This is a genomic window from Clostridium thermarum, assembly GCF_006351925.1.
Lineage (GTDB): Bacteria > Bacillota > Clostridia > Clostridiales > Clostridiaceae > Clostridium_AU > Clostridium_AU thermarum.
The window spans coordinates 597,675-620,510 of the sequence record NZ_CP040924.1 but is presented as its reverse complement, the minus strand read 5'-3'; the positions used below and the strand labels follow the sequence as shown (position 1 = coordinate 620,510).

Below are 22,836 nucleotides of genomic sequence, written 5' to 3'. Positions count from 1 at the left end.
TAAGTTATTCTTATTAATATACTAAGCATCTGGCCTTTCTTAAAAAGCCCACTCAATACCGTTATTGTCCAGCATAACTAACCTGTCCTCACAATAATCTGATCCGGTAAAAAACGGCACTGCCGCTGCTGCGGATTCTTCCGGCTCAATGTCACCTTCAGCGGCCTTAGTACCACTCATATATGACCGTACCCATCCCGGATGGTATAGACGGAAGGTATAGCCCTTAGGTCTCAAGTCGTTAAACATAGTCTTAACGGCCATATTTAAAGCAGCCTTTGACATGCAATAGCCAAAGACCTTGTCTCTCTGGCAATTGATGATGCTACCGGCCTCTGAAGATACAAAGCATAGTCTTCTCATGCCCTTTTCCATCAGTGGAAGAAATCTTTGTACCATTCTTACAGGTCCAAGAGCATTGACATCATAAATCTTCTGGCTAAGAGAAAAGTCCAAGCCTTCTCTTATATCCCCTTCAATGCCGTAGATTCCCGCATTATTAATTAACATATCTACATGGTCTGTATTTTCTGCTACTAGCTTTGCAGCCTTCTCAACTGATTCTAGTGAGGCTATATCTAAAGGAACCATAATTAACATGTTGGGATATTTCTGAGATAAATCATTTAGTTCAGTCCATTCAGGCATGAATTGGCCGGCAAATACCTGCCATCCTTCTTCTAAAAGCTTTTCACATAAGGCCAATCCAACTCCGCGGTCTGCACCGGTAACCACTGCTATTTTTTTCATAGAAGCACCTCCTACATTTCATACTCTACCATGGCCATTCGCTGCCTTTCCAGTCACGCATAACCAGCCTGTCTTCATCACCTGGGTTATCAAGCCCTCTATTACAACGTTTACTTAGGAAGTACGCAATAGCGCACTCTGCTGCCCTATCTGCTTCCAGTTCTCCATTGAGATTTTTGACTCCGGACATGTACGACCGAACCCAACCCGGATGGTACAATCTAAAAGTAAAGCCTTCAGGTCTAAGGCGGTTAAACAGTATCTTTACTCCCATATTCAGGGCAGCTTTAGACATAGAATATCCATACCAGGACTGACGGTGGCAGAAATTGATACTTCCTGCTTCAGAAGAAACAAAGCACAATCTTTTTAGGCTGCTCTTATCCATAATTGGCAGGAAGGCCTCCACTACTCTTAGCGGTCCCATGGCGTTCACATTATAAAGCCTCTTCATATCATCATAGTCCTGCTCTTCACTGATTTTATTTTCTTTTGTGGGTGAATTGACACCGGCATTGTTTATTAGTAAGTCAACTCTGTCAGTATGTTCTGAAACAATTTCTGCTGCCTCAACCACTGAGTCATCCTTTGAAACATCCAAAGGTACAATGTTGACATTCTGAGCATATTTTGCAGACATCTCCACTAATTCAGGCCACTCAGGCATATAGCAGCCGGCAAAGACCTTCCAGCCCTTTTTAGCTAACACTTCAACCATAGCCAGCCCTAATCCACGGTCTGCTCCCGTAATAAAAGCCACTTGCTCCATAAGAATCTCTCCTTTTAAAATGGATTTATATTTCTTTACTGCACCAGCTCAATGCGTTCTTAAGCATCTTCTGAAAGTTTGGTTCCAGCCAAACCTCCAGGTTATGTCCGGGAGTAAGTACACATACGCGTCCCTTTCCCTCAGTTCTGGTCCACCCTCCCGGCTGGGTTCCGTTGAAAGATGAAGTATTAATGAATACCTCTGCCTCTGAGTCATCAAAATTCATAAAATAATGTTCATCCTTGATTGTAAAGTTACTACAGCCTTCCACTATTGGATGGTTGTTTTTGATCTCTACCGTAACCTCACATTGCTCCGGATGATGAGTAAATACACCGCCCATTAAGGCACGAAGCTTTGCAGAATCCGCATAGCCTGAAGTTCCGGAGTGAATTGCTAAAAATCCTCCACCCTGCTGAACGTACTTTGTGAAAGCGCTTTGAACTTCTTCACTGTCCCAGGGAGTTGTGTCCTTTGATGAAATATTATTGGACTTAGTAAATATTATTACAGGATATTCATACATTTTTTCTTCTGACCACTCTTTAGCATCTTCTTGAAAGTCAAATTCTATATTCTGGGCCTTCAGAGGCTCAAGTCCTCCCTTAATAACGCTTGATGGATGATAATAGTCATCACAAATTACCAGTACTTTCATCGTTGTCCCTCCTCGTATAACTTTCTGCTTATAGTGTAAATGTTTTGTCAGCTTAATTATATTACTGCCTATATGTAATGTCTACTAAACATATCCATAAAAAAGTGTACAAATCTAAAAAGTATATAAAATATAAGACGGACCAGAAGTTGGTCCGTCTGCACTAATATTATTTATTTTTCTTCACTTTAAACCCGTCTTTACCGGTAACAATCTTTATGTCTAAGCTGTTTACTAGCTTTTCCAGACTCCTTAGCCGGTTGATATATCTGATATCCCTTCTGCTCACCAAGAGATCCACCATTTTAATGATATCCTTCTTCTGAGCTTCATCAAGACTGTTTTCTTCCTTTAGGCACCAGGAATTAATATAGGCCAATGTAGTCCAAATCTGTTCATTTGCTATTTTATTAATATCAGTGAGTACCCAAGTGAAGTCTTTCCTTCTGGTATTAGGTGGATAGGCTTCCTTAAAGAACTCAATAAAGTGATTTACCGGCCGTGGGTCCATCTCATTAACATATTTGCCAAGGGCAGTTTTTAATTGAGTCTTTAAGTAGTAATTGGTGTTAACTTTTATAGTACTTCCCATTGCATCTATGCTGTTAAAAATAAAGTTATAGGTATCCTGCAGCTGTTCACTGCCAGCTCCGCTTTTTCTAAGCACCTTCGTAAGTTCTATGTATTCCAGTATATTCTTTTTTGTGTTCAACGCTTTACCGTACAGCACCTTCCATACTTCCTCAGCATTAAGGCCCTCAAAGTTTGGTACCTCATCTGTTTTTGCTTTGGTCTCTATGTCATTTTTCATACCTTACCATCCTTTTCACTTTTGTCTGTAGTTTGACAGTATTTTTTACAGCTAATTTTCCATATATAATATAGCATTAAAGAAATCTATTGTTAAGGTATTTTTTAGGATAAATTTTCATTTACCTTTAATCTCTAGTTATAATTAAGGTAACTTTATTTAATATACATGCCAGGATATTATGGTAGTGGATTCATTTGTTCAAAGTTTAAGCTTGCCCCAAAATCTTCAGCAGATTTTGGGGCAAGCTTAGTTTACAGAGAATTTACTTCTGTTGCAGTGAATTCTCTATCACATACTCAGTGCGCTTCTTTTCAAGCCAAGTATTGTACACCGTTGCCAACTTATCTTCAAGGAGAGCCTTCCTAATTTCCTGTTTACTCTCTTCATAGTTTGCTTCTTTTGCTTCTTTCTTTTCAATTACTTTAATAATGTGGTATCCAAATTCTGTTTTAACTATATCACTGATTTGTCCAACTTCTAAAGCAAAGGCAGCATCTTCAAACTCCTGTACCATTTGACCTCTTGGGAAGAATCCAAGATTTCCGCCGGTTGATGCACTTGCATCTGTAGAATATTCCTTTGCCAGTTCTGCAAAATCTCCTCCGGCATTCAGCTTTTCTTTAACTTCTTTAGCGGTTTCCTCAGTTGCAACTATAATGTGGCTGGCATTTACCTGTTCTTCTACATTAAAGCTTTCCTTGTTTTCCTCAAAGTACTTCTTCATCTCATCCTCTGTTATCTCAATAGTAGGTTCAAGAAGCTTCTTTATCATTAAATTCTTTTGAACATTACTTTTTATTTCGTCCATAGTATAGCCATAATATTCAAGAGTTTGGTTAAAGTATTCCTCTCCACCATTTTCCTCAATCATTTCATCTACTTCTTTTTTTATTTCCTCTTGTGTAACGGTGATATTTTGACTCTTAGCCTCAAGCTCAATAATTTTATCAGCTATTAAGGAATTTAAAGCAGCCTCTCCATTTTGCTGCACCATGTAGTCATATAGTTCATCTTTGGTAATAGCTACTTCACCAACTCGTCCAACTATAGTATCTTCTGTCTTTGCAGATGGTGTCTCTGTGTTTTCTGGATTTGATGATGTCTTAGCCATATAGATAAGTACACCTGCAGTAATTATAATTACTGCTGAAATCATAGCAGCCAATGTCCCTTTTCCGTTAATCAATTTTTTCAAGTCGCTTCCTCACCTTTCTTAGGTTATATTTGGGAATTGTGTCTTTGTAAAATAACAACACTACTTATTATAAATCCAGGTCCATATCCACTTTAATATTGTATCACAAGGACCTTAAATGAACCTTAAATGTCCTAATGTCTATAATATTGCTATCAAGTAAAATATGCAAGCTTTATATGATCCTTTTTCCTTCTATTATTCCAAAGCAAATCAAAATTTACTTCATGACGCTCACCATAAGATGAGGTTGTAATATAAAATTTATTATCTGCAGGATTAAGTTTCAGGTGAGTTATGGTCATCCAGTGCCATACATACTCTTCCAACTCCTTAATAGGATGAGTTAATACCAGTATAGCAACAGGCAACCTTTGTTCCAGTGCCTGTGATATAAATTGTACAGCCTCCATAATATTAACTGTATCATCCTCCAGGATATGAGGTACTAAGGAAATACCTTTTTCACTTGCGTAGGCCATTGTATTGTCTGCAAATTTATGGACAGATGTAAGCCCTCGCCAACCCGGTACTACATATTTACGAACCTCTATCATATGTGGAAGAAATTCCTTCTTATTTATATTACCTTTATAGGGATATAAGGGCATATACTTATCGGCAAAATTTATAGCCAGATACGCGGTTATATTTGCAGCGGCAATGGGTCCACAACCACTTAGCTGATGAAACTTCTTTGGGAACCAGTACTGATTTCCTCCATAGGAAATTTTGTCCTCATCATATATGTACAGCTGAATTTCCTGTAAGTGATCCAAGCCTGGTACAGTAAACTTTTCCAATCCACTCACCTCTCCTCCACTGATTTTATTTTATAGTTTTTATCACAGTCTACATTAAAGCACAAACCTTAGTCAATAGTTCAAATCCAGATAATATTTCCAAACTATACATGTCTAATACCCGGGAAATGTGTTATAGTTATATTATGAGTATTCATAAATCTCTTCTGAAAGGATGTCTGTGGAAATGTCAAATAAGACTAAGCCATTTATGCTATCTCTTTATTTCATAGTATCCATATTTTTTATGGAAACTCTATTAAGGTTAAACACTACCGGCGGTATTTTTTCTTCTGCATTTTTCTTAACCTTACTTTTCTCATCCTCTTTTGCACTTATATTTTATATAATATGTAGTTTCTTCAAAGCAAAAATAAGCTGTATTGTATCCTCTGTGGTTCTGGCACTGATTGCGCTTATCTTTTCCTCACAACTGGTATATTATAAGTTTTTTAAAACTTTCTATACCTTATATTCTGCTGGCAACTCCGCTCAGGTTTTTGAATTTTGGAGAGATATTTTAACCATCACCTTTAAAAATATATTTTTGATTATATTATTCTTTGTACCTTCTGTTTTAATAATTATATTAAGAAAAAACTTGTTTTCTTCCAAAAAATTAAACTGGCAGTATAGATCAATATTTGCAGGTGGAGTTATTGTGTTTTATCTGCTGGGTATCTCGTCAGTATATGCCGGCAGCAGGGACCAGAACTCTGCCTACGACCTATACTTTGATAATAGCTCTCCAGCTCTTTCCGTAGAGAAACTAGGTCTGATTACCACTATGAGGCTAGATATGCAGAGACTTGTCATGGGCTGGTCACCTACTTTAAAAGAAGATTTCCTGGATATACCTGTACTTTCGCCAAGTACAGGAGATAAGGATCCATCTGAAACTGACGGCGCCGAGACCTTTGACCCCGACAGCCCCAATGAAAATACAGATAAGCCCAAAGAGATAGAATATAATGTTTTAAATATAGATTTTGATAAACTCATATCAGAAGAAAATGATGATGTCCTTAAGAATATGCATCAATACTTTGGGAAGGTGCAGCCTACTGAAAAAAATGACTACACCGGCAGATACAAGGGATGCAATCTTATCTTCATCACTGCTGAAGCCTTTTCACCTTATGCTGTACGTCAGGACCTTACACCTACATTATATAAGATGGTCCATGAGGGCTATAACTTTACAAACTTCTACAATCCAATTTGGGGAGTCAGCACCTCCGATGGTGAGTATGTTGCCACTACCAGCCTCATACCTAAAAGTGGTGTATGGAGCTATTATAAATCAGCAAGCAACTATATGCCTTTTGCCATGGGAAACCAATTTAGAAGCCTGAATTATATTACAAAGGCTTATCACAACCACAGCTTTGACTACTACCGCCGTGATCTTTCCCATCCAAATATGGGTTATGAATACAAAGCTCTTGGCAATGGACTGGATGTAAAGAAAACCTGGCCGGAATCTGACCTGGAAATGATGGAAAAAACTATTCCGGAATATATTAATAATCAGCCCTTTCACACTTACTATATGACGGTAAGCGGTCACATGCTTTATGACTTTTCAGGCAATAGCATGTCTGCAAAAAACAAAAGCTATGTAGAAAATTTGCCCTACTCAGAAGCAGCACGTGCCTACTTAGCTTGCCAAATAGAGTTGGACAGGGCCATGGAATACTTATTAAAGCAGTTAGAACTGGCTGGTATAGCAGATAAGACTCTCATTGCCTTGAGCGCAGACCACTATCCCTATGGTCTTGAGCATGAGGACCTTGAGGAGTTAGCGGGTCATAAAGTTGAGAAAAACTTTGAACTTTATAAGAGTACCTTTATTCTATATACAAAGGGGATGACACCCGAAACCATTGACAAGCCCTCTTCAAGCCTTGATATCATACCAACCCTATCAAACTTAATGGGACTTGATTATGATTCCAGGTTACTTATGGGTAGGGATATCTTCTCTGACTCTGACCCTCTTGTAATCTTCTTGAATAAAAGCTTTATCACAGATAAGGGGCGTTATAACTCCCAGACCGGTGAATTTATTCCGGCGGAAGGAGTTACAGTTGATGAAAGCTATAGAAAGACTATTTCTGCTTTAGTTGAAAGTAAATTCTATTACTCTACAAAAATATTGGAGACTGACTATTATGCAAAGGTATTAAAGCAGCAGCAATAAAGGACATTACAATTGTTTAATGGACAAAAGAACCTCTCGCGTGGAGAGGTTCTTCTATTTTGCATATTATTGTTTTAGAAGGTATTCGTATACCAAGCAGAGTCGTACTGGGCGCCACCTTTAACATAGGTAAACTGGTATTTTACTGTAGCTCCTGAGGATAGACCGGTAATATCATAGATCCATGAACTGCCGCTGCTTGTCATATAAACATTCAGCTGTGTTCCATTGTTTACGATGTAATGAAGTATGACATAACTTGAAGTGCCGTAGGTTGGAGTAAAGGTTATTCTTGCAGTACTGGAGCTTTGTTTAGCAAAAGAGTAATTAAAATCTCCAGACTGACCGCCACCGTTATTGCTGCCGGCATCAAACTGTATCCAGTTCACATTGAAGCCGCCGGATGCTGCATATAGCCTCAATGTCTGATTACCCACAGTTAGGTTAACTGTTGCAGTTACTGTTGTCCATGCCTGCCAGTCTCCAGTGTTTGGTACCACTGTTGTGGCCAAAACTGCAGCTCCGTTTCTAAGCTGTATGGAACCTGCTGCGCTGGTGCTTGCTACCCTGTAGGATACTGTATAGGTACCAGCTGTAGGAACATTGATGTTGTAATCCATCCAGTCACCGGTATCTATCCAGCCTACATTTAATCCGCCCTCTACACAGCTTTCCGTTTGAACTCCGCTCATGGCATTATAGTTCTCAGCCTCTATTTTTCCAGGTATAGTTGTATAGTTATTTACCGGCGGAGTAGTTGAACCATTAGATGTAGCCATAGAATTTGCAGGTACATTTAAGACATAGCCATCGGTGAAAGTTACAGTTTTAGCAGTGTTAGCTGGGTTATAGGCCACATAAGTCTTAGTAGTCCCCTTCTTAAACACTGCATATAAGGCGGTATTTGCCCTAACCGTAAAGTCAGGAGTTCCCATACCGTTCAGGTTATGAATCCAATGACAGGTATGAGCTTTTGTTTCACCGGCTTCCGGAGATATGTTTCCATTCCATTTGCTTAGTGCAAGGGCTGGGTCATATAGGGCCAGGTATGAGTAGATAATATCCTGCCATTTATCCGGTTCCGCATTACCCATCTCTCTGTACAACTCGTCATAGTTTTTCTTGACGTAGTTAGGATCTGTACCTAAGTATAGGGAGCCTCCGGTTATAGGCAAGAAGTTTATTCCATGAACTTCTGCCGCTGTTCCTGCCCACCATATTTCATGAGTATATTTTCCTCCCCATACCATTGATGCATATTCATGTCCATAGCTTGGATGAAAGATATCATTATATATATCGAACCAATAGTTATTAATAGCTTGAACTTCTGTGGTATAAAGGTAAATACCCAAATCTCTTATGGTCTTATTTCCAGTGGCTTCTCCCCAAAGAATGATGGACTGCCAAGCATTGATTGCTTCAGAAGAAGACTCTTGATTATTTCCATCTGCAAATAGTGAGTGTCCGGATGCCCAGGAGTGTCCTTCATATGGATCAAAGCCTCTCAAGAATGGATATGCGGTATCATTTCTATCCCAGTTTGCTATATCTTTTATTAATAAGTTAACCATTCCACCCCAGTTACTGCTTGATGCCCAGGTCTTGTCTCTCAAAGCTATATGGGCTGCTGCATTTATAAAATACCCATAGTGAAAATGATGGTCATTTATTTGGTCATTGGTACCGTAGCTTGGTTCTACCCCAATCAGGGTTCCCCATTGATCATTTCTATAGAAATAACGGGAACCTTCGCCGGCATTATACTTAAACCAGTTTTCCAGGTTGCTCTTTAAAAGATTTAAGAAGTAGGTCGCCGCAGATGTATTTCCTACCTGTTCAGCTATAGGAAGTATTTGTGCTATCTTTCCTAACTGCTTTCCATTCCAGTAGGTATCTGTAGCACTTAATGGATTAGGTTCATTTTTAACTTCTTCTACATAGCTGTTTAAAGTTGCTTTGTTATAGGTGCCATTGTCCGGAAGATTAGGGAGTATACCGTTATAGTTATAGGTTGTGGTAAAGCTTCTGCCTGAAATAGTTTTCATTTGACCTCGGATGCTGGGGTAGGTATATGTTAAAGGACTGATTGCAGTGTTGTTTCTCCATTGATGGGGATACAAGGCTATTATGGTATCAAGGTTTGAACCTTCTTTAGCGGTGGTTGTGAAAGTAAAGGTGGTAGTTAACACACTGGCCGCTTCATTAAAGGTCCAGCTGACTTTTGTATCCGTTACAAAGGCATAAGCTCTGGCCTGAAAATAGGAGAAAGCAGCCGAGCTGCTATCCGGTAATACAGCAGTTGAGAAATAGGTTTTGCCTGCCGGTAAATTACAGGTTATGGTACTTGTACCTATTCCGCTCCAGGTAGCTCCTGCAGGAGCAAACAGACCATAGTTTTTACCATTGACGGTTATTCCAAGATACTGGGTTCCGGAGTTCCCGTAAAATACTGTTGGAGTTGAATTGAATACCAGTCTTGGATTACCTCCTGTAAAAGTGTAATAAGTATATGGACTTCCTTTGACAAGAGTAGCCTTAAAATTATTTGCGCCGTTAGCCATTACAATATCCGTTGTCCAGTCAGTAACTTTCTCCGCTTTTGCATCAGCAAAGGTTGTTGCATTGCTCATCTGCATTTTGTAATCAACAGTATGTCCGTAGAAGTAAGCTATCCCACCTCCACCGCCAACTGGTCTTCCTACTTCTAATCCTGAAGAAGATGCCTTATAGCTAAGTGGATGGGCAAACATCGGTTCAGAATATTGAGTCCATAGTACTGAACTCTCCCAACTGGTAGTAGGTATAGCCCCTGTTAAGTTTGAGGTTTTGTAAATAGTTGAGGGCGGCAGTGCTAGGCCTGAGGGTGCAGTGTCGGTATAACTGCCCAGACCTACACTAACGGTGGCAGCCTTTACGGCCACCCCATTTGTAAAAGCACTAAGCAGCATAGATAGGGTAAGACAGGATGCAGTGAGTAGCTTTTTTCTTGTTTTTCTCAAAATATTACCTCCTCGTATATTTTTAAAAACAACTTTCAGTTTCTGAAAACGTTGTTTTTTTACCCATAAAGCTTTGTCATTTAGGGATCAGAGCTTATGTACTTTTTATAAGTTATTAGGGAAGTAAATAAATTTATGTTGAAAAACAATATGAATCGTCAGGTTAAGGATAAGCAATTTGATTACACAAAAGAATCTGTTGTGCAGATAAAATCACGATATATGGAATATATTTCCATTTACTTATATAATACCCTATTATTTTTAAAATTACAATACATTCCGTAACAAAAATAAACCTGCCGACGTGACAGGTGATTTTTACAATTATTTGCGGGCATCTGAAACCCGTAAAATGATATTTGGTACTATTTTTTCATATTTATGATGCTTACAGCTATTTTTAACCTTTTCCATTAATAACTCACTGGCTCTTTCTCCAAGTTTAAAGGTGTCTATATCTATGGATGTAAGTGCCGGTGAAATATACGGTGCCAGTGGGAAATTGTCAAAAGCTATGACTCCTAGCTCCTCAGGAACTTTTATAGATAACTCATTTATTGCTCTTATAGCACCAAAGGCAGTGTAATTATTTATGGAAATGACAGCATCCGGCGGTGACTCCAGACTTAGGAGTTTTTTCAGAGACTCATAGCCATCCACATCTGTTCCCATAGTATTGATGATATATTGAGGATCTACTTCAACCTTCAACTTTTTTAAGCATTTTTTATAGCCTTCAATACGCTGATTTGAAATTACCTCTTCCTTTGATCCCGCTATAAAAGCTACCTTCTTGTAGCCCCTTTCATACAGCCGTTCACAGGCTAATTCTCCTGCGGTAGTATTGTCAAAATCTACCCATGTACTCTCAATATCTATATTAGGATTTCCTATTATCACGTAGGGAAAATCAATTTCGTTGAGTTTTGATATAATCTCAGCATTTACCATAGATACATGGAGGATTACACCATCTACTTTTCTATTATAAACAAAGCGCTCCAACAAGTTCTCTGAAGGATCCAAATAGCTGAAATCACAAATGGTCAATTCATAATTATTGGATAAGACAACACTTTGCAGTCCACCTATCATGTTATAGAAGTAAAAGTCCACCAGCACGTTACTGCTGTGTGAGTTAAACAAAAAACCTATGTTGAAATTACTTTTCATAACTAGCTGTTTAGCTGTGCTGTTGGGCACATAATTCGTCTCTTTCAATATCTCCCGTATCCTTTTCTTTGTTTCATCGGAAATTCTGGGACTGTCACTGATTACCCTGGATACTGTAGATATGGAGACCCCTGCAAGCTTAGCTATATCTCGTATGGTTGTTGCCAATTAAGCCACCTCTTCCAAAAATGGATGTATTTACTTGATTCTTTATTATTTTTCCAAGAATACATTATATAGTATAATACAAGAGGCTCTGACATATCAAGTTTAAAGTTCTACCGGATTCGTATCACTGTTCCGGTCTGCTATAGCAGAAGCTTATAATTCTTAAGATAATGCACCAATAAAAGATGCTGTTGCTTTATTTCAAATTATTAACATATTCTACTTTACTGGACAAATAAAGAGCTGCCGCTCTTTTTATTGCGACAGCCCCCAAGTGCTTATTTAATCTATAACTGAAAACTTATAGATAGTAGTATGTTTATATTCATCCCCTGCTTTTAGTACTGCAGAAGGAAAATTGTTCTTATTTGGTGAATCCGGGAAGTATTGAGTTTCAAGACAAAGGCCGCTGTGATTGCGGTAAACATAGCCTCCCTTGCCCACAACGGGACTTTCCTCTAAGAAGTTACCCGTATATAGTTGAACTCCTGGCTTTGTAGTATATACTTCCATAACTCTTCCACTATTTTCGTCTACCACTTCTGCAGCCTTCTCCTTAAGGTTTCCATTGGTATTCAACACCCAATTATGATCGAAGCCCTTAGTATTTTGGATTTGCTGGAAGTCTGCATGTATATCCTGTTCTACAGGCTTCATTATTGTAAAGTCCATAGGTGTACCCTTTACATCTGCCAGTTCTCCTGTTGGTATGGAGGCTTTGTCCGTTGGTGTAAATTTATCTGCATTGAGCATTACCTTATGTCCTAGGATATCGCCTGAATTGTGGCCTGATAGATTGAAATATGAATGATTGGTTAAATTAACAACTGTATCTTTATCTGAAACTGCATGGTAGTCAATTCGCAGTTCATTGTCTTCCGTTATGCTATAAGTGATTTTTACATCAAGGTTACCTGGATATCCACCTTCTCCTTCTTTACTCCTATAAGTCAGCTCCAGAGCTTCAGTTCCGTTATTGTTAACGACCTCTGCCTGCCATACAACTTTGTCAAAGCCTTTAAAACCCCCATGGAGGTGATTTTCACCTTCATTATTATCAACCTTGTATTGAATTCCGTTTAATTCAAAGGCAGCTCCACCAATTCTGTTGGCATAACGTCCTATAGCAGCCCCTAAATATGGTCCCTTCTTTTCATAATCAGCAAGCTTGTCAAATCCAAGCACTATATCCTCAACTTTTCCATTTTTATCGGGTACCATTAAAGATACAATAACTCCTCCAAAGTTTGTTATCTCAGCAGTAATTCCCTTTGAATTCTTTAATGTGAATATATCCACCGCTGTTCCGTCGGCAGTATTTCCATAGAAGCGCTTTGTAATGCTCATTGCTATTACCTCCCTGATTTCCATACATACAATTCTACTTTATGCAATATAAGTCTCCTTGTCAAGTAGACTTATATGGATAAGTCCTATTGTCAAAATACTGTCTTAGTAGTAAAATTAAAGTATAAATTGTACGTACAAGAACTTATACTTTGTATGTACATGTTCTACATTCTTTTCTATACCACTACATACACGTCAAGAAAAGGTTTACTTTTTTTTTTATGAAGTTAACCCTTTACATATTAAAGTTCTTTAAAATTCATATTTTATGGAGGAATCAAAATAATGAGTGATATCAGGAATTCCATTATCAACGGTAAAACAGTACTGGGTATTGAACTTGGCTCAACTAGGATTAAGGCGGTATTAATTGGTGAAGATAATTCACCTATCGCTTCCGGCAGCTACCAGTGGGAAAACAGCTATATAGACAATATCTGGACCTATAGCCTGGAGGAAGTTTGGAAAGGTATACAGGATAGTTATCAGGAGATGGCTAGGGAGGTGAAGCAAAAATACGGCGTTACCCTTGACACCATTGGCGCCATAGGCTTTAGCGCCATGATGCACGGCTATATGGTTTTTAATAAAGAAGGCGACCTTTTAGTCCCCTTCCGTACCTGGCGTAACACTATTACTGAAAAGGCTTCCGCAGAGTTAACAAAACTTTTCAACTATCATATACCCCAAAGATGGAGCATAGCACATCTTTACCAGGCTATTTTAAACGGAGAAAAACATGTGGCTGATATTGACTTTCAAACAACCCTAGCCGGATATGTACATTGGAAGCTAACCGGCAAAAAGGTTATGGGTATCGGTGAAGCCTCAGGCATGTTCCCTATAGATATATCAACAAAAGACTACAACAAGTACATGATCAGGCAATTCAATGAATTAATTGAAGATAAAAACCTACCCTGGAAGCTTGAGGATATACTGCCCAAGGTCTTATTAGCCGGTGAAAATGCAGGTGTTCTCACCGAGGAAGGAGCAAAACTTCTCGATGTTACGGGCCAGTTAAAGGCAGGTATTCCTATATGTCCTCCAGAGGGAGATGCAGGAACAGGTATGGTCGCAACCAACAGTATTACAAAACGTAGGGGTAACGTTTCAGCAGGAACTTCTGTTTTTGCCATGGTGGTACTGGAAGAAGATCTAAAAAAAGCCTATGAAGAGATAGACTTAGTTACAACCCCTACCGGCAACCTTGTAGCTATGGTTCACAGTAATAACTGTACTTCGGATCTCAATGCATGGGTTGGTATATTCAGAGAATTTGCCGAGACAATGGGTATGGAAGTTGAGACGGATAAGCTCTTTGCAACACTTTATAATAAGGCCCTTGAAGGAGATGCAGATTGCGGCGGCTTATTGGCCTATAACTACTTATCCGGTGAGCATATAACTCATTTTGAAGAAGGACGTCCCTTGTTTGTTCGTTCAGCAGACAGTAAGTTTAACTTAGCTAACTTCATGCGTGTAAACTTATTTACGTCCCTGGGTGCCTTGAAAACCGGTCTGGATATTCTTCTGAAGGAAGAAGGGGTTAAAGTTGATGAAATGCTAGGTCATGGCGGCTTATTCAAAACTAAGGGTGTGGGCCAGAAGATCATGGCTGCAGCTATAAATGCCCCTGTTTCTGTCATGGAAACTGCCGGTGAAGGTGGCGCTTGGGGCATGGCCTTACTTGCTTCCTATATGCTGAACAAATCAGCAAATGAAACACTGGATGATTACTTGAATAATAAGGTTTTTACAGGTCAAGTTGTTACAAAGGCTGAACCTGATCTCAAGGATGTAGAAGGCTTTGATGAGTTCATGAAGCGTTACACTAAAGGACTTGCAATTGAAAGAGCTGCCGTGGATTTTCTCTAGGGACAGAGGGGACAGAGGGACGTTGTTTGTGTCCCTCTGTATCCGTAAGTTATACGGACAACTAGTTTAATTAACTATTATTTAGATTAAAAGTAGGTGTAATATTGGATGACAGACGCGGATAAACCAAAGTATCAAAAACTGAGAGATTATATTATAGAAACCATCAGTTCAGGTAAGATTAAGGCAGGTGAAAAATTCTACTCAGAGAATGAGCTGGCTGAACACTTTGAAATTAGCCGAAGTACCGTAAGGCAAGCAATAGGTGAGCTGGTTAATGAAGGTTGGTTATACCGAGTTCAGGGTAAAGGTACCTTTGTATATAGGCAGCCTCTTCAAAATAGTGATAAGGTAAAGACAATTGCAGTTGTAACTACCTACCTAAATGATTATATCTTTCCTTCTATCATAAGAGGTATAGACAGTGTTCTGTCAGTTAATAGCTACAATATGCTCCTGAGCTGCACAGGTAACCAATATCAAAAGGAACGCTTATGTCTTGAAAACCTCTTAAATCAAAATATAAGCGGTTTAATAGTTGAACCTACAAAAAGTGCCTTGCCCAACCCCAATATAGATTTGTACAAAAAGTTTGCAGACTTAGGCATTCCTGTGCTTTTCATGCACGGCAGCTATCGGGAATTGGATTCTTCTTATATAGTTGAGGATGACAATGAAGCAGGTTATCTGGCCACCAAGCATCTCATAGAGCTAGGTCACAAAAATATTGGCGGAATCTTTAAAATAGATGATATTCAGGGTCACTATAGGTTTGCAGGTTTTCAAAGGGCTCAAAGGGAAGCTGACCTTGAAATTTTGGATTCACTGGTTATGTGGTATGAAACTAACGATCTCAGCGAGAAAATTGATATAAGTAATCATCAATTAGAAAACCTCTTATGTCAAAGTTCTGCACTGGTATGTTACAATGATCAAATTGCCGTTAAGGTTATGGATGTTATAAGAAAAAAAGGCTTAAAGGTTCCGGAAGACATATCACTGGTTAGTTTTGATGATTCTCAGCTAGCCTTAGCTTCAGAGGTAAAACTGACAACAGTGGCTCACCCGAAGGAAGCCCTAGGCTGTGAAGCTGCAAAGTCAATTATCAATATGATTGAAAGAAAACAAGACTATTACGCTTTAAAGTTTAAACCGGAATTGGTTCTGCGTAATAGTACACAGCAAAAATCATCATAAGATTAAAGTATATTTATAAGGAGTTGAAATTCAATGCTGGAAAGTTTAAAGCAGGCTGTCTTGGAGGCTAATTTAGAACTGCCAAAGAGGGGTCTCGTTACTTATACTTGGGGTAATGTCAGCGGCATAGATAGAAATGCCGGTCTCATAGTTATTAAACCCAGTGGGGTTCCTTATGAGGAATTGAAGTTAGAACATTTAGTAGTACTGGACCTTGATGGAAATAAGGTAGAAGGTAAACTGAATCCTTCATCAGATACCGCTACCCACCTTGTAATTTATAAAAACTTTAAAGAAGTTGGCGGCATTGTTCATACCCATTCCAGATGGGCTACAATCTGGGCTCAGGCAGGCAAGAGTATTCCTGCTCTTGGAACCACTCACGCAGATTACTTCTATGGAGAAATCCCCTGTACAAGAGTAATGACCGATGCTGAAATACAGGGCGAATACGAAAAAGAAACCGGTAAAGTAATTGTTGAAACCTTTGAAGGTAAAAATCCTATTTTTGTTCCCGGCGTTGTGGTAAATAACCACGGACCTTTTACTTGGGGCAAGGACGCCCATGAAGCTGTACACAATGCAGTGGTATTAGAGGAAGTTGCCATGATGGCTTACCATACCTGTGCACTGACACCGGATATAGGCCAGATCAATCAAGCTTTACTGGATAAGCACTTTTTAAGAAAACATGGTGCAAATGCTTACTATGGGCAAAAATAAGGGAGCATAAAGATTAATAATCTTTACGGGCTTATAAAAATAAAAGGAGGCATATATAATGTTAAAATTAAGACCCTATGAATTTTGGTTTGTTACAGGCAGTCAGCATCTATATGGACCAGAGACTTTGGAACAGGTTGCTAGGCATTCTGCTGAAATAGCAGAGGCTCTTGACAAAGATAGCCTCATACCTTTTAAGCTTGTCTTCAAGCCTGTATTAACTAATCCTGAGGATATAAAGAAACTCTGTATAGAAGCTAACTCAAACGAAAACTGCGCCGGCCTTGTAACCTGGATGCACACTTTCTCCCCTGCAAAGATGTGGATTGGTGGATTATCCATTCTTAATAAGCCCTTGTTGCATCTGCATACCCAATACAACAGAGATATCCCATGGGACAGCATCGACATGGACTTCATGAATCTTAACCAATCAGCCCACGGCGACCGTGAATACGGCTTTATTGGTGCAAGGCTCAGATTAGCCCGTAAGGTTGTAGTCGGCCACTGGCAGGATCCTGAAGTCGTAAAGAACATAGGACACTGGATGAATACCGCTGTGGCCGTAACTGAAAGCCGAAATATAAAGGTTGCCCGTTTTGGTGACAATATGAGATATGTTGCTGTTACCGAAGGTGATAAGGTTGAGGCTGAAATTAAGTTCGGTTGGCAAGTTAACGGTTATGGTATCGGAGACTTAGTAAAATATGTGGATGCTGCTACAGAAGCAGAAGTAGATGCAGTTATGGCTGAATACGAAAGACTTTACGACTTTGCAGAAGATTGCAAGAAAGGCGGTCCTAAACACGAAGCCGTTCGTGAGCAGGCCCGTATAGAAGTTGGCCTAAGAAAGTTCTTGGAAGAGGGTAACTTCCAAGCCTTCACAACTAACTTTGAAACACTACACGGTTTAAAGCAACTTCCCGGACTTGCAGTTCAGCACTTAATGGCCGAAGGCTATGGCTTTGGCCCTGAAGGTGACTGGAAGACCGCTGCCCTAGTTAGATTAATGAAAATAATGGCTGACGGAAAGGGAACTTCCATAATGGAAGATTACACTTATCACCTGGAGTCAAGAAATCAATTGATACTGGGAGCCCATATGCTTGAGATATGTCCAACTCTTGCTGCTACCAAGCCAGTAATTGAAGTCCACCCACTAGGAATTGGCGGAAAAGAAGATCCGGCCCGTCTGGTGTTCAACGGAGGAGCAGGCCCTGCAGTATGTGCCTCCTTGGTTGATATGGGCGGAAGAATGAGATTAATCGTTAATGATGTGGCGGCAGTGGAATTAAAGCATGATATGCCAAAACTACCGGTAGCCCGAGTACTTTGGAGACCGGACCCCTGCCTTAAAACTGCTGCAGAAGCATGGATTTACGCCGGTGGGGCCCACCATACAAGCTTCTCCTATGTAGTAAAAGCAGAGCAATTGGCTGATTTTGCTGAAATGATGGGCATTGAATTTGTTCATATCTGCAAGGATACTGATATTCCTGCCTTGAGAAAAGAATTAAGACTTAATGACATAGCTTGGAAATTGCAATAAAATAAAGGGACGATTTGTTTGCCACTGCTTGATGAAAACAAATCGTCCCTATGCTATTAATTAACTAGAGTTAATCTCCACCGCTGATTGCTATTGCCGTTATCATGCCATTGACCTATTTTTTCACTATTCGCAGTACAGGCAATTAATACATTATGGGGCAGGTTACTGGCTTTATTTACTATCTTCTTTACTCCATTACCTATATATCTTTAACCCTAAATCTTTGAACATCTGTACCGTTATCAGAATATTTCGGGTAAAATGTATCATTACCTAAGGCTTTATAGCACCAGGTGTGCCAATGCAGAAATTAGGTGCACACATTTGCATTAGTATAAGATATGCACACCAGCTTCCAATCCTATTGATTATCATTTAATTTCCCAAAATATTGTTAACTAGTTTCTGTAATACCTCCCTGCTAAAGTAATTTTCAGACTTTATTATAATAAAAAAGACAAACTTCATAGTGAAATAAACTCACTTTGCAATTTGTCCTTTGTTATTAATAGTAATAAATCCTCATTGTTTTACTCTTTACTTCCGGAAGGTTCAACTATTTCCTCCCCAACCTTTACCGGTGTTCCAAACACCGGATAGTCACCTTTCCAAGTAAATTTCTGTGCTCTTACACTTCTTCCTGCCCAGCCTCCGCCGCTAAACTCACAGGCATGGTATACTATCCAGTCTTCCTTACCGTCAGGGGACTTTACAAAGCTAGCATGTCCAGGCCCATAAGCAGTCTCTGCCTTAGAGAATACCGGTCCTGTCTTTTCCCAAGAAGCCGGATTCATTACATCTCCATCCTTACAGGTAAGAAGCCCCAGACAGTAGTCATCTGTCCAGCTTCCGCTGGCTGAATAAACAATATGGATTGTATCATTTTTCTTCAATATTTGGGGTCCTTCATTTACATATGGTTGTCCATTCATTTCCCAGTCTTGCTCCGGCATTGAAAGCAACACTCTTTCACCTGAGATGGTATATGGATTACTCATTTTAGCGATATATATGCCTTGTCTTACATTTACGTCCCCTTCCCATCCTGACCAAACAAAATATAGCTGTCCATCCTGCTCTAATACAGTACCATCAATAGCCCACTTATCCGTCTCTGCAGCTATTTTTCCTTTAAATTCGTAGCTGCCTTGTGGGTCATCAGATTTGCTCTCTAAGCAGTACATTCTATGATTCTCATTTCTTCCATCGTCTGCTGCAAAATATATATACCATTTACCATTTAAAAAATGAAGCTCCGGCGCCCATACTTCAGCAGAATATTCTTTTCCAAAGGGTGCTGTCCAAACGTTTGCTGCTACTTCCTTATCCAGATTTTGAAGTTTCTTTGTTTTAGTAACATATATTTTATTACTTCCGTTGGAATAACAGTAATAGTAATATCCATCCTTATAGACAACCCAAGGGTCTGCACTGGTAGCAGGTCTTATAGGATTAGTAAACTTCTCTCTTTTAGCGCACTGACTAAGCGAAAAAGCTCCCAAAGTAAATAGTAAGGTATACACGATTAAATACTTGAGAATTTTACTTTTCATACCTATGCTCTCCTATATTCTCTTATAAATTAACACTTCTTATTTTTTCAGGGTCTACTTTTACTTTCCTATCTGCAGTCATAAGCCCGTTAACCTCTTGCATTACATCTGTAAGCTGAGTATAACAATATCCTCTTATATACGGAGTATTCTTTATTGCAGTTGTAATACTTGTATATCTCTCCATAAAAGCTTCCTCATCTTCTACACTGCCGAAATACCCCCAATTTTCCTCAGATTCACTCTTAAAGGCAATACCACCGTATTCGGTAATCATAATTGGCTGACCAGCATACTCATGTCCTTCTGCAAAAATCATTCGGCCAACGGCATCTTTTCCAAGAATTTCATCTTTATTGAAGAACTTTTTAGTGAAGTTTTCACCCCATGCCTCATAATCATGTATAGCACAAATATCTGTGTCCCGTACCATTTCCCAGCCATCGTTGGAGCTAACCAATCTGGTACTATCCATGGCCTTTGTAAGATGGTACAAGGATGCCGCAAAATTCTGCTGGGCCTTGTCTACAACAATATTTCTCACCCCCCAGGATTCATTCAGCGGTACCCAGGTTATAATACAGGGATGATTATAATCTCTGTTAATAAACTCCACCCACTCATGGGTTATATTTTCTATCTCCTCTACGCCGTAGTCATAGGAACTGGGCATTTCTCCCCATACAAGAAGACCAAGCTTATCTGCCCAATAGTAATATCTTGGGTCCTCAAACTTTTGATGTTTTCTTGCTCCATTAAATCCAAATTTTTTAGTCATTACTATATCATATTGGATTGCTTCATCACTTGGCGGCGTCAGTAAGCTTTCCGGCCAATAGCCTTGATCCAGAATAAGTTTCTGATAATAAGGTCTATTGTTTAAAAGAATTGTGTCACCCTTCAATGATATTTTCCTCATACCAAAGTAACTCTTAACAGCATCAACTACATTTCCATCCGCAGTTAATGTAAATTGAACGTCATAAAGATTTGGATTTTCAGGGCTCCAGTAATGAATTTCATCGATATAATCCTCTTCTCGAATATCCACTGTGCATCTTGAAACTTTGTGATCTATTCCATATGCCAATTCCTTAACTAACTTTCCTTTATACATAACAGAAATATTAATCTTTGTATTAATTTTATATTCATTAAGGAATATCTCCAGATGAACATTTTTCCTGTCAATATCCGGAGTCATCCTAACTTTATCAATATATATATTCCCAGTGGTCTCTAACCAAACTGTCTGCCATATGCCTGAGGTAGGTGTATACCAACACCTATCATTTTTTTCTTTCCAATATTGTTTTCCTCTTGGCTGGGCTGTTTCGTATTTATCTTCTACCCTTACCACTATTGTATTATCACCTAGGGATAAAAAATTAGTTATATCCATTTTAAAGGACACGTGTCCTCCCTTATGGTCTCCAGCATATACCCCATTTACCCAAACCTTAGTGTAATAGTCTGAGGCCCCAAAGTTTAACAATACCTTTTTCCCCATAAATTTCTCGGGCAGAGAGAACACTTTCCTATACCAAAGAACTTCATGAAAATCTTGAATATCTATACCGCTCAATTTACTTTGATAACAAAAAGGGACTACAATTCTTCTTGCGAAAACTCCTGTATCATACCATTTTTCTTTCTCGCCAATATTATCATCATCAAATTCAAACTCCCATTCTCCATTTAGATTTAGCCATTCTTCTCTTTCAAAGTCCGGCCTAGGATATTCATTTCTTAGTACATTATCATTATTCATCATTTTATCCTCCGAATTTCCATTATCGCTATTGATTTGTTTCTTGCTAATGCTATTACGGCTGCTGACATAAAAGCTATGCATCCTATAAAATCCATACAGAAAAAAGATATAAGAGAACAAAGTATAAACCATATAGGTATCTTCTTAGCCACTTTTTGAGGGTTAAGCTTATAAGAGCAATATATGTTTATAATACCTAACAATACAAAAAAAACGCCAAAGGTCACAGTAAAGCTATACAAATTCTTTGCTACTACCCGAGAAGACATCACATCCAATGCTGATGCAGATTCGCTGTCCAGTACCTGACCTCTTATCCATGTTCCATAAAAGAATATGGTAATAACTCCGGTGATAATCTGCCAAAAGGCCCCCATCAAGCTAAGGGACTTTTCAAATTTCCTAGACATTTTAAGTCACCTATCCTTTAACCCCAGAAGTTATAGCTAGCCCTTCTAAGAAATACTTTTGCGCAAATAAGTATACAATAAAAGTAGGTATCATTGCCAGCACTGCTCCGGTCATTAAATGCGCAAATTCTGATTCATATACACCTTGCAGTAACTTCAAGCCAGGGGTTAATGGTATTTTTTCAACATCATTAAAAACTATTGAAGGCCATAGAAAGTCGTTCCAGGAGCCTGTAAAACTAAATAGGCCTACTACCGTTAAAACAGGTCTTAACATTGGAAGAATGATCTTTATATATATGGTAAATTCGCCAGCCCCCTCTACTCTGGCAGCTTCGTCAAAATCCTTTGGTATTCCAAGCATAAATTGTCTGATGAGGTATATGTTTAGTACCCCACCGAGTCCAGGAACAATAACTGCCATAGGAGTATTTATCCATCCTAAGAAATCAGATATCTTATAAAGCGGTACTAGATTCACTATACTTGGAAACATCATAGTGGAAATTAGTATAATAAATATTGCGTCTCTGCCCTTGAATCTTAGTCTTGCATATGCATACGCAGCCATTGAAGAAACTATTATAACTAAAATAGTATGAGTTGTGGAAATAAGTAAAGAATTAAAAAACCACTTAATTATTGGTGCCGAAGAGGTATTTGTCAGTATACTTACATAGTTTTTAAGAACCCATTGTATTGGTAATAGCCTATAACCGTTGGTTACAATTTCCGCTTCCGACTTAAAAGATGTCAATATGGCCCAGGCAATGGGCACCAACCATATGCAGGCCATAAATGCCAAGAAAATAAATGCTACAACCTTCGATACATTCTTTCTTAAAAATTTCATTATTTACT

Annotated in this window: 19 protein-coding genes; 5 read left to right on the top strand and 14 right to left on the bottom strand. The window is 38.9% G+C overall.

Going from position 1 to position 22,836, the window contains the following annotated elements:
• Positions 1-39: 39 nt before the first annotated feature.
• The 6 genes from FHY60_RS02745 to FHY60_RS02720 form a co-directional block, all read right to left on the bottom strand.
• Positions 40-750 carry an SDR family NAD(P)-dependent oxidoreductase gene (locus FHY60_RS02745; protein ID WP_139903159.1) on the bottom strand — a complete coding sequence of 237 codons (711 nt, stop codon included), beginning with the start codon at positions 748-750 and terminating at the stop codon, positions 40-42.
• A 25-nt stretch (positions 751-775) separates the two neighbouring features.
• Positions 776-1,519: an SDR family oxidoreductase gene (locus tag FHY60_RS02740; RefSeq protein WP_139903156.1), complete on the bottom strand. Its 744-nt coding sequence runs from the start codon at positions 1,517-1,519 to the stop codon at positions 776-778.
• A gap of 25 nt (positions 1,520-1,544) precedes the next feature.
• A complete protein-coding gene (locus FHY60_RS02735; protein ID WP_139903153.1) occupies positions 1,545-2,177 on the bottom strand; it encodes a ThuA domain-containing protein in 633 nt (210 codons plus the stop codon).
• Positions 2,178-2,346: 169 nt separating this feature from the next.
• On the bottom strand, positions 2,347-2,988 hold the full coding sequence (locus FHY60_RS02730) for a hypothetical protein (RefSeq protein ID WP_139903150.1): 642 nt from the start codon (positions 2,986-2,988) through the stop codon (positions 2,347-2,349).
• Positions 2,989-3,253: 265 nt separating this feature from the next.
• Complete coding sequence (locus tag FHY60_RS02725; protein ID WP_207671438.1) at positions 3,254-4,186, bottom strand: peptidylprolyl isomerase; 933 nt, start codon at positions 4,184-4,186, stop codon at positions 3,254-3,256.
• Between the two features lie 155 nt (positions 4,187-4,341).
• Positions 4,342-4,998, bottom strand: a complete 657-nt coding sequence (locus FHY60_RS02720) for a hypothetical protein (protein WP_139903147.1) — start codon at positions 4,996-4,998, stop codon at positions 4,342-4,344.
• 652 nt (positions 4,999-5,650) lie between these two features.
• Between FHY60_RS02720 and FHY60_RS02715 the strand changes: the two genes are divergently transcribed.
• Positions 5,651-7,192 (top strand): LTA synthase family protein, encoded by a 1,542-nt coding sequence (locus tag FHY60_RS02715; RefSeq protein ID WP_243122206.1) that lies wholly within the window; start codon positions 5,651-5,653, stop codon positions 7,190-7,192.
• A gap of 74 nt (positions 7,193-7,266) precedes the next feature.
• Here the strand turns inward: FHY60_RS02715 and FHY60_RS02710 are convergent, their stop codons facing one another.
• The 3 genes from FHY60_RS02710 to FHY60_RS02700 form a co-directional block, all read right to left on the bottom strand.
• Positions 7,267-10,194, bottom strand: coding sequence for a glycosyl hydrolase (locus FHY60_RS02710; RefSeq protein WP_163215708.1), 2,928 nt, complete (start codon positions 10,192-10,194; stop codon positions 7,267-7,269).
• Between the two features lie 327 nt (positions 10,195-10,521).
• Positions 10,522-11,538, bottom strand: coding sequence for a LacI family DNA-binding transcriptional regulator (locus FHY60_RS02705; RefSeq protein ID WP_139903140.1), 1,017 nt, complete (start codon positions 11,536-11,538; stop codon positions 10,522-10,524).
• Between the two features lie 282 nt (positions 11,539-11,820).
• On the bottom strand, positions 11,821-12,885 hold the full coding sequence (locus tag FHY60_RS02700; RefSeq protein ID WP_139903137.1) for an aldose epimerase family protein: 1,065 nt from the start codon (positions 12,883-12,885) through the stop codon (positions 11,821-11,823).
• Between the two features lie 288 nt (positions 12,886-13,173).
• Between FHY60_RS02700 and FHY60_RS02695 the strand changes: the two genes are divergently transcribed.
• The 4 genes from FHY60_RS02695 to araA all read left to right on the top strand — a co-directional run bounded on the left by FHY60_RS02695 (position 13,174) and on the right by araA (position 18,235).
• Complete coding sequence (locus FHY60_RS02695) at positions 13,174-14,766, top strand: xylulokinase (RefSeq protein WP_139903135.1); 1,593 nt, start codon at positions 13,174-13,176, stop codon at positions 14,764-14,766.
• Between the two features lie 108 nt (positions 14,767-14,874).
• Positions 14,875-15,963: a GntR family transcriptional regulator gene (locus tag FHY60_RS02690; protein WP_139903132.1), complete on the top strand. Its 1,089-nt coding sequence runs from the start codon at positions 14,875-14,877 to the stop codon at positions 15,961-15,963.
• Between the two features lie 33 nt (positions 15,964-15,996).
• Positions 15,997-16,686: an L-ribulose-5-phosphate 4-epimerase gene (gene araD / locus FHY60_RS02685; RefSeq protein ID WP_139903129.1), complete on the top strand. Its 690-nt coding sequence runs from the start codon at positions 15,997-15,999 to the stop codon at positions 16,684-16,686.
• A 58-nt stretch (positions 16,687-16,744) separates the two neighbouring features.
• Entirely contained in the window at positions 16,745-18,235 is a 1,491-nt protein-coding gene (gene araA / locus FHY60_RS02680) for an L-arabinose isomerase (RefSeq protein ID WP_139903127.1), read from the top strand.
• 56 nt (positions 18,236-18,291) lie between these two features.
• Here the strand turns inward: araA and FHY60_RS18675 are convergent, their stop codons facing one another.
• The 5 genes from FHY60_RS18675 to FHY60_RS02655 all read right to left on the bottom strand — a co-directional run bounded on the left by FHY60_RS18675 (position 18,292) and on the right by FHY60_RS02655 (position 22,828).
• A complete protein-coding gene (locus FHY60_RS18675) occupies positions 18,292-18,441 on the bottom strand; it encodes an RICIN domain-containing protein (RefSeq protein ID WP_139906265.1) in 150 nt (49 codons plus the stop codon).
• Between the two features lie 327 nt (positions 18,442-18,768).
• Positions 18,769-19,791 (bottom strand): glycoside hydrolase family 43 protein, encoded by a 1,023-nt coding sequence (locus FHY60_RS02670; RefSeq protein ID WP_207671437.1) that lies wholly within the window; start codon positions 19,789-19,791, stop codon positions 18,769-18,771.
• Between the two features lie 22 nt (positions 19,792-19,813).
• Positions 19,814-21,565, bottom strand: coding sequence for a glycoside hydrolase family 2 protein (locus FHY60_RS02665; RefSeq protein WP_243122205.1), 1,752 nt, complete (start codon positions 21,563-21,565; stop codon positions 19,814-19,816).
• Positions 21,562-21,975 (bottom strand): DUF4064 domain-containing protein, encoded by a 414-nt coding sequence (locus FHY60_RS02660; protein ID WP_139903125.1) that lies wholly within the window; start codon positions 21,973-21,975, stop codon positions 21,562-21,564. The genes FHY60_RS02665 and FHY60_RS02660 overlap by 4 nt, the downstream gene beginning before the upstream one ends.
• Before the next feature lie 10 nt (positions 21,976-21,985).
• The gene (locus tag FHY60_RS02655) at positions 21,986-22,828 is read right to left on the bottom strand and encodes a carbohydrate ABC transporter permease (protein WP_139903122.1); all 843 of its coding nucleotides are present in this window, start codon (positions 22,826-22,828) and stop codon (positions 21,986-21,988) included.
• Positions 22,829-22,836 lie beyond the last annotated feature (8 nt).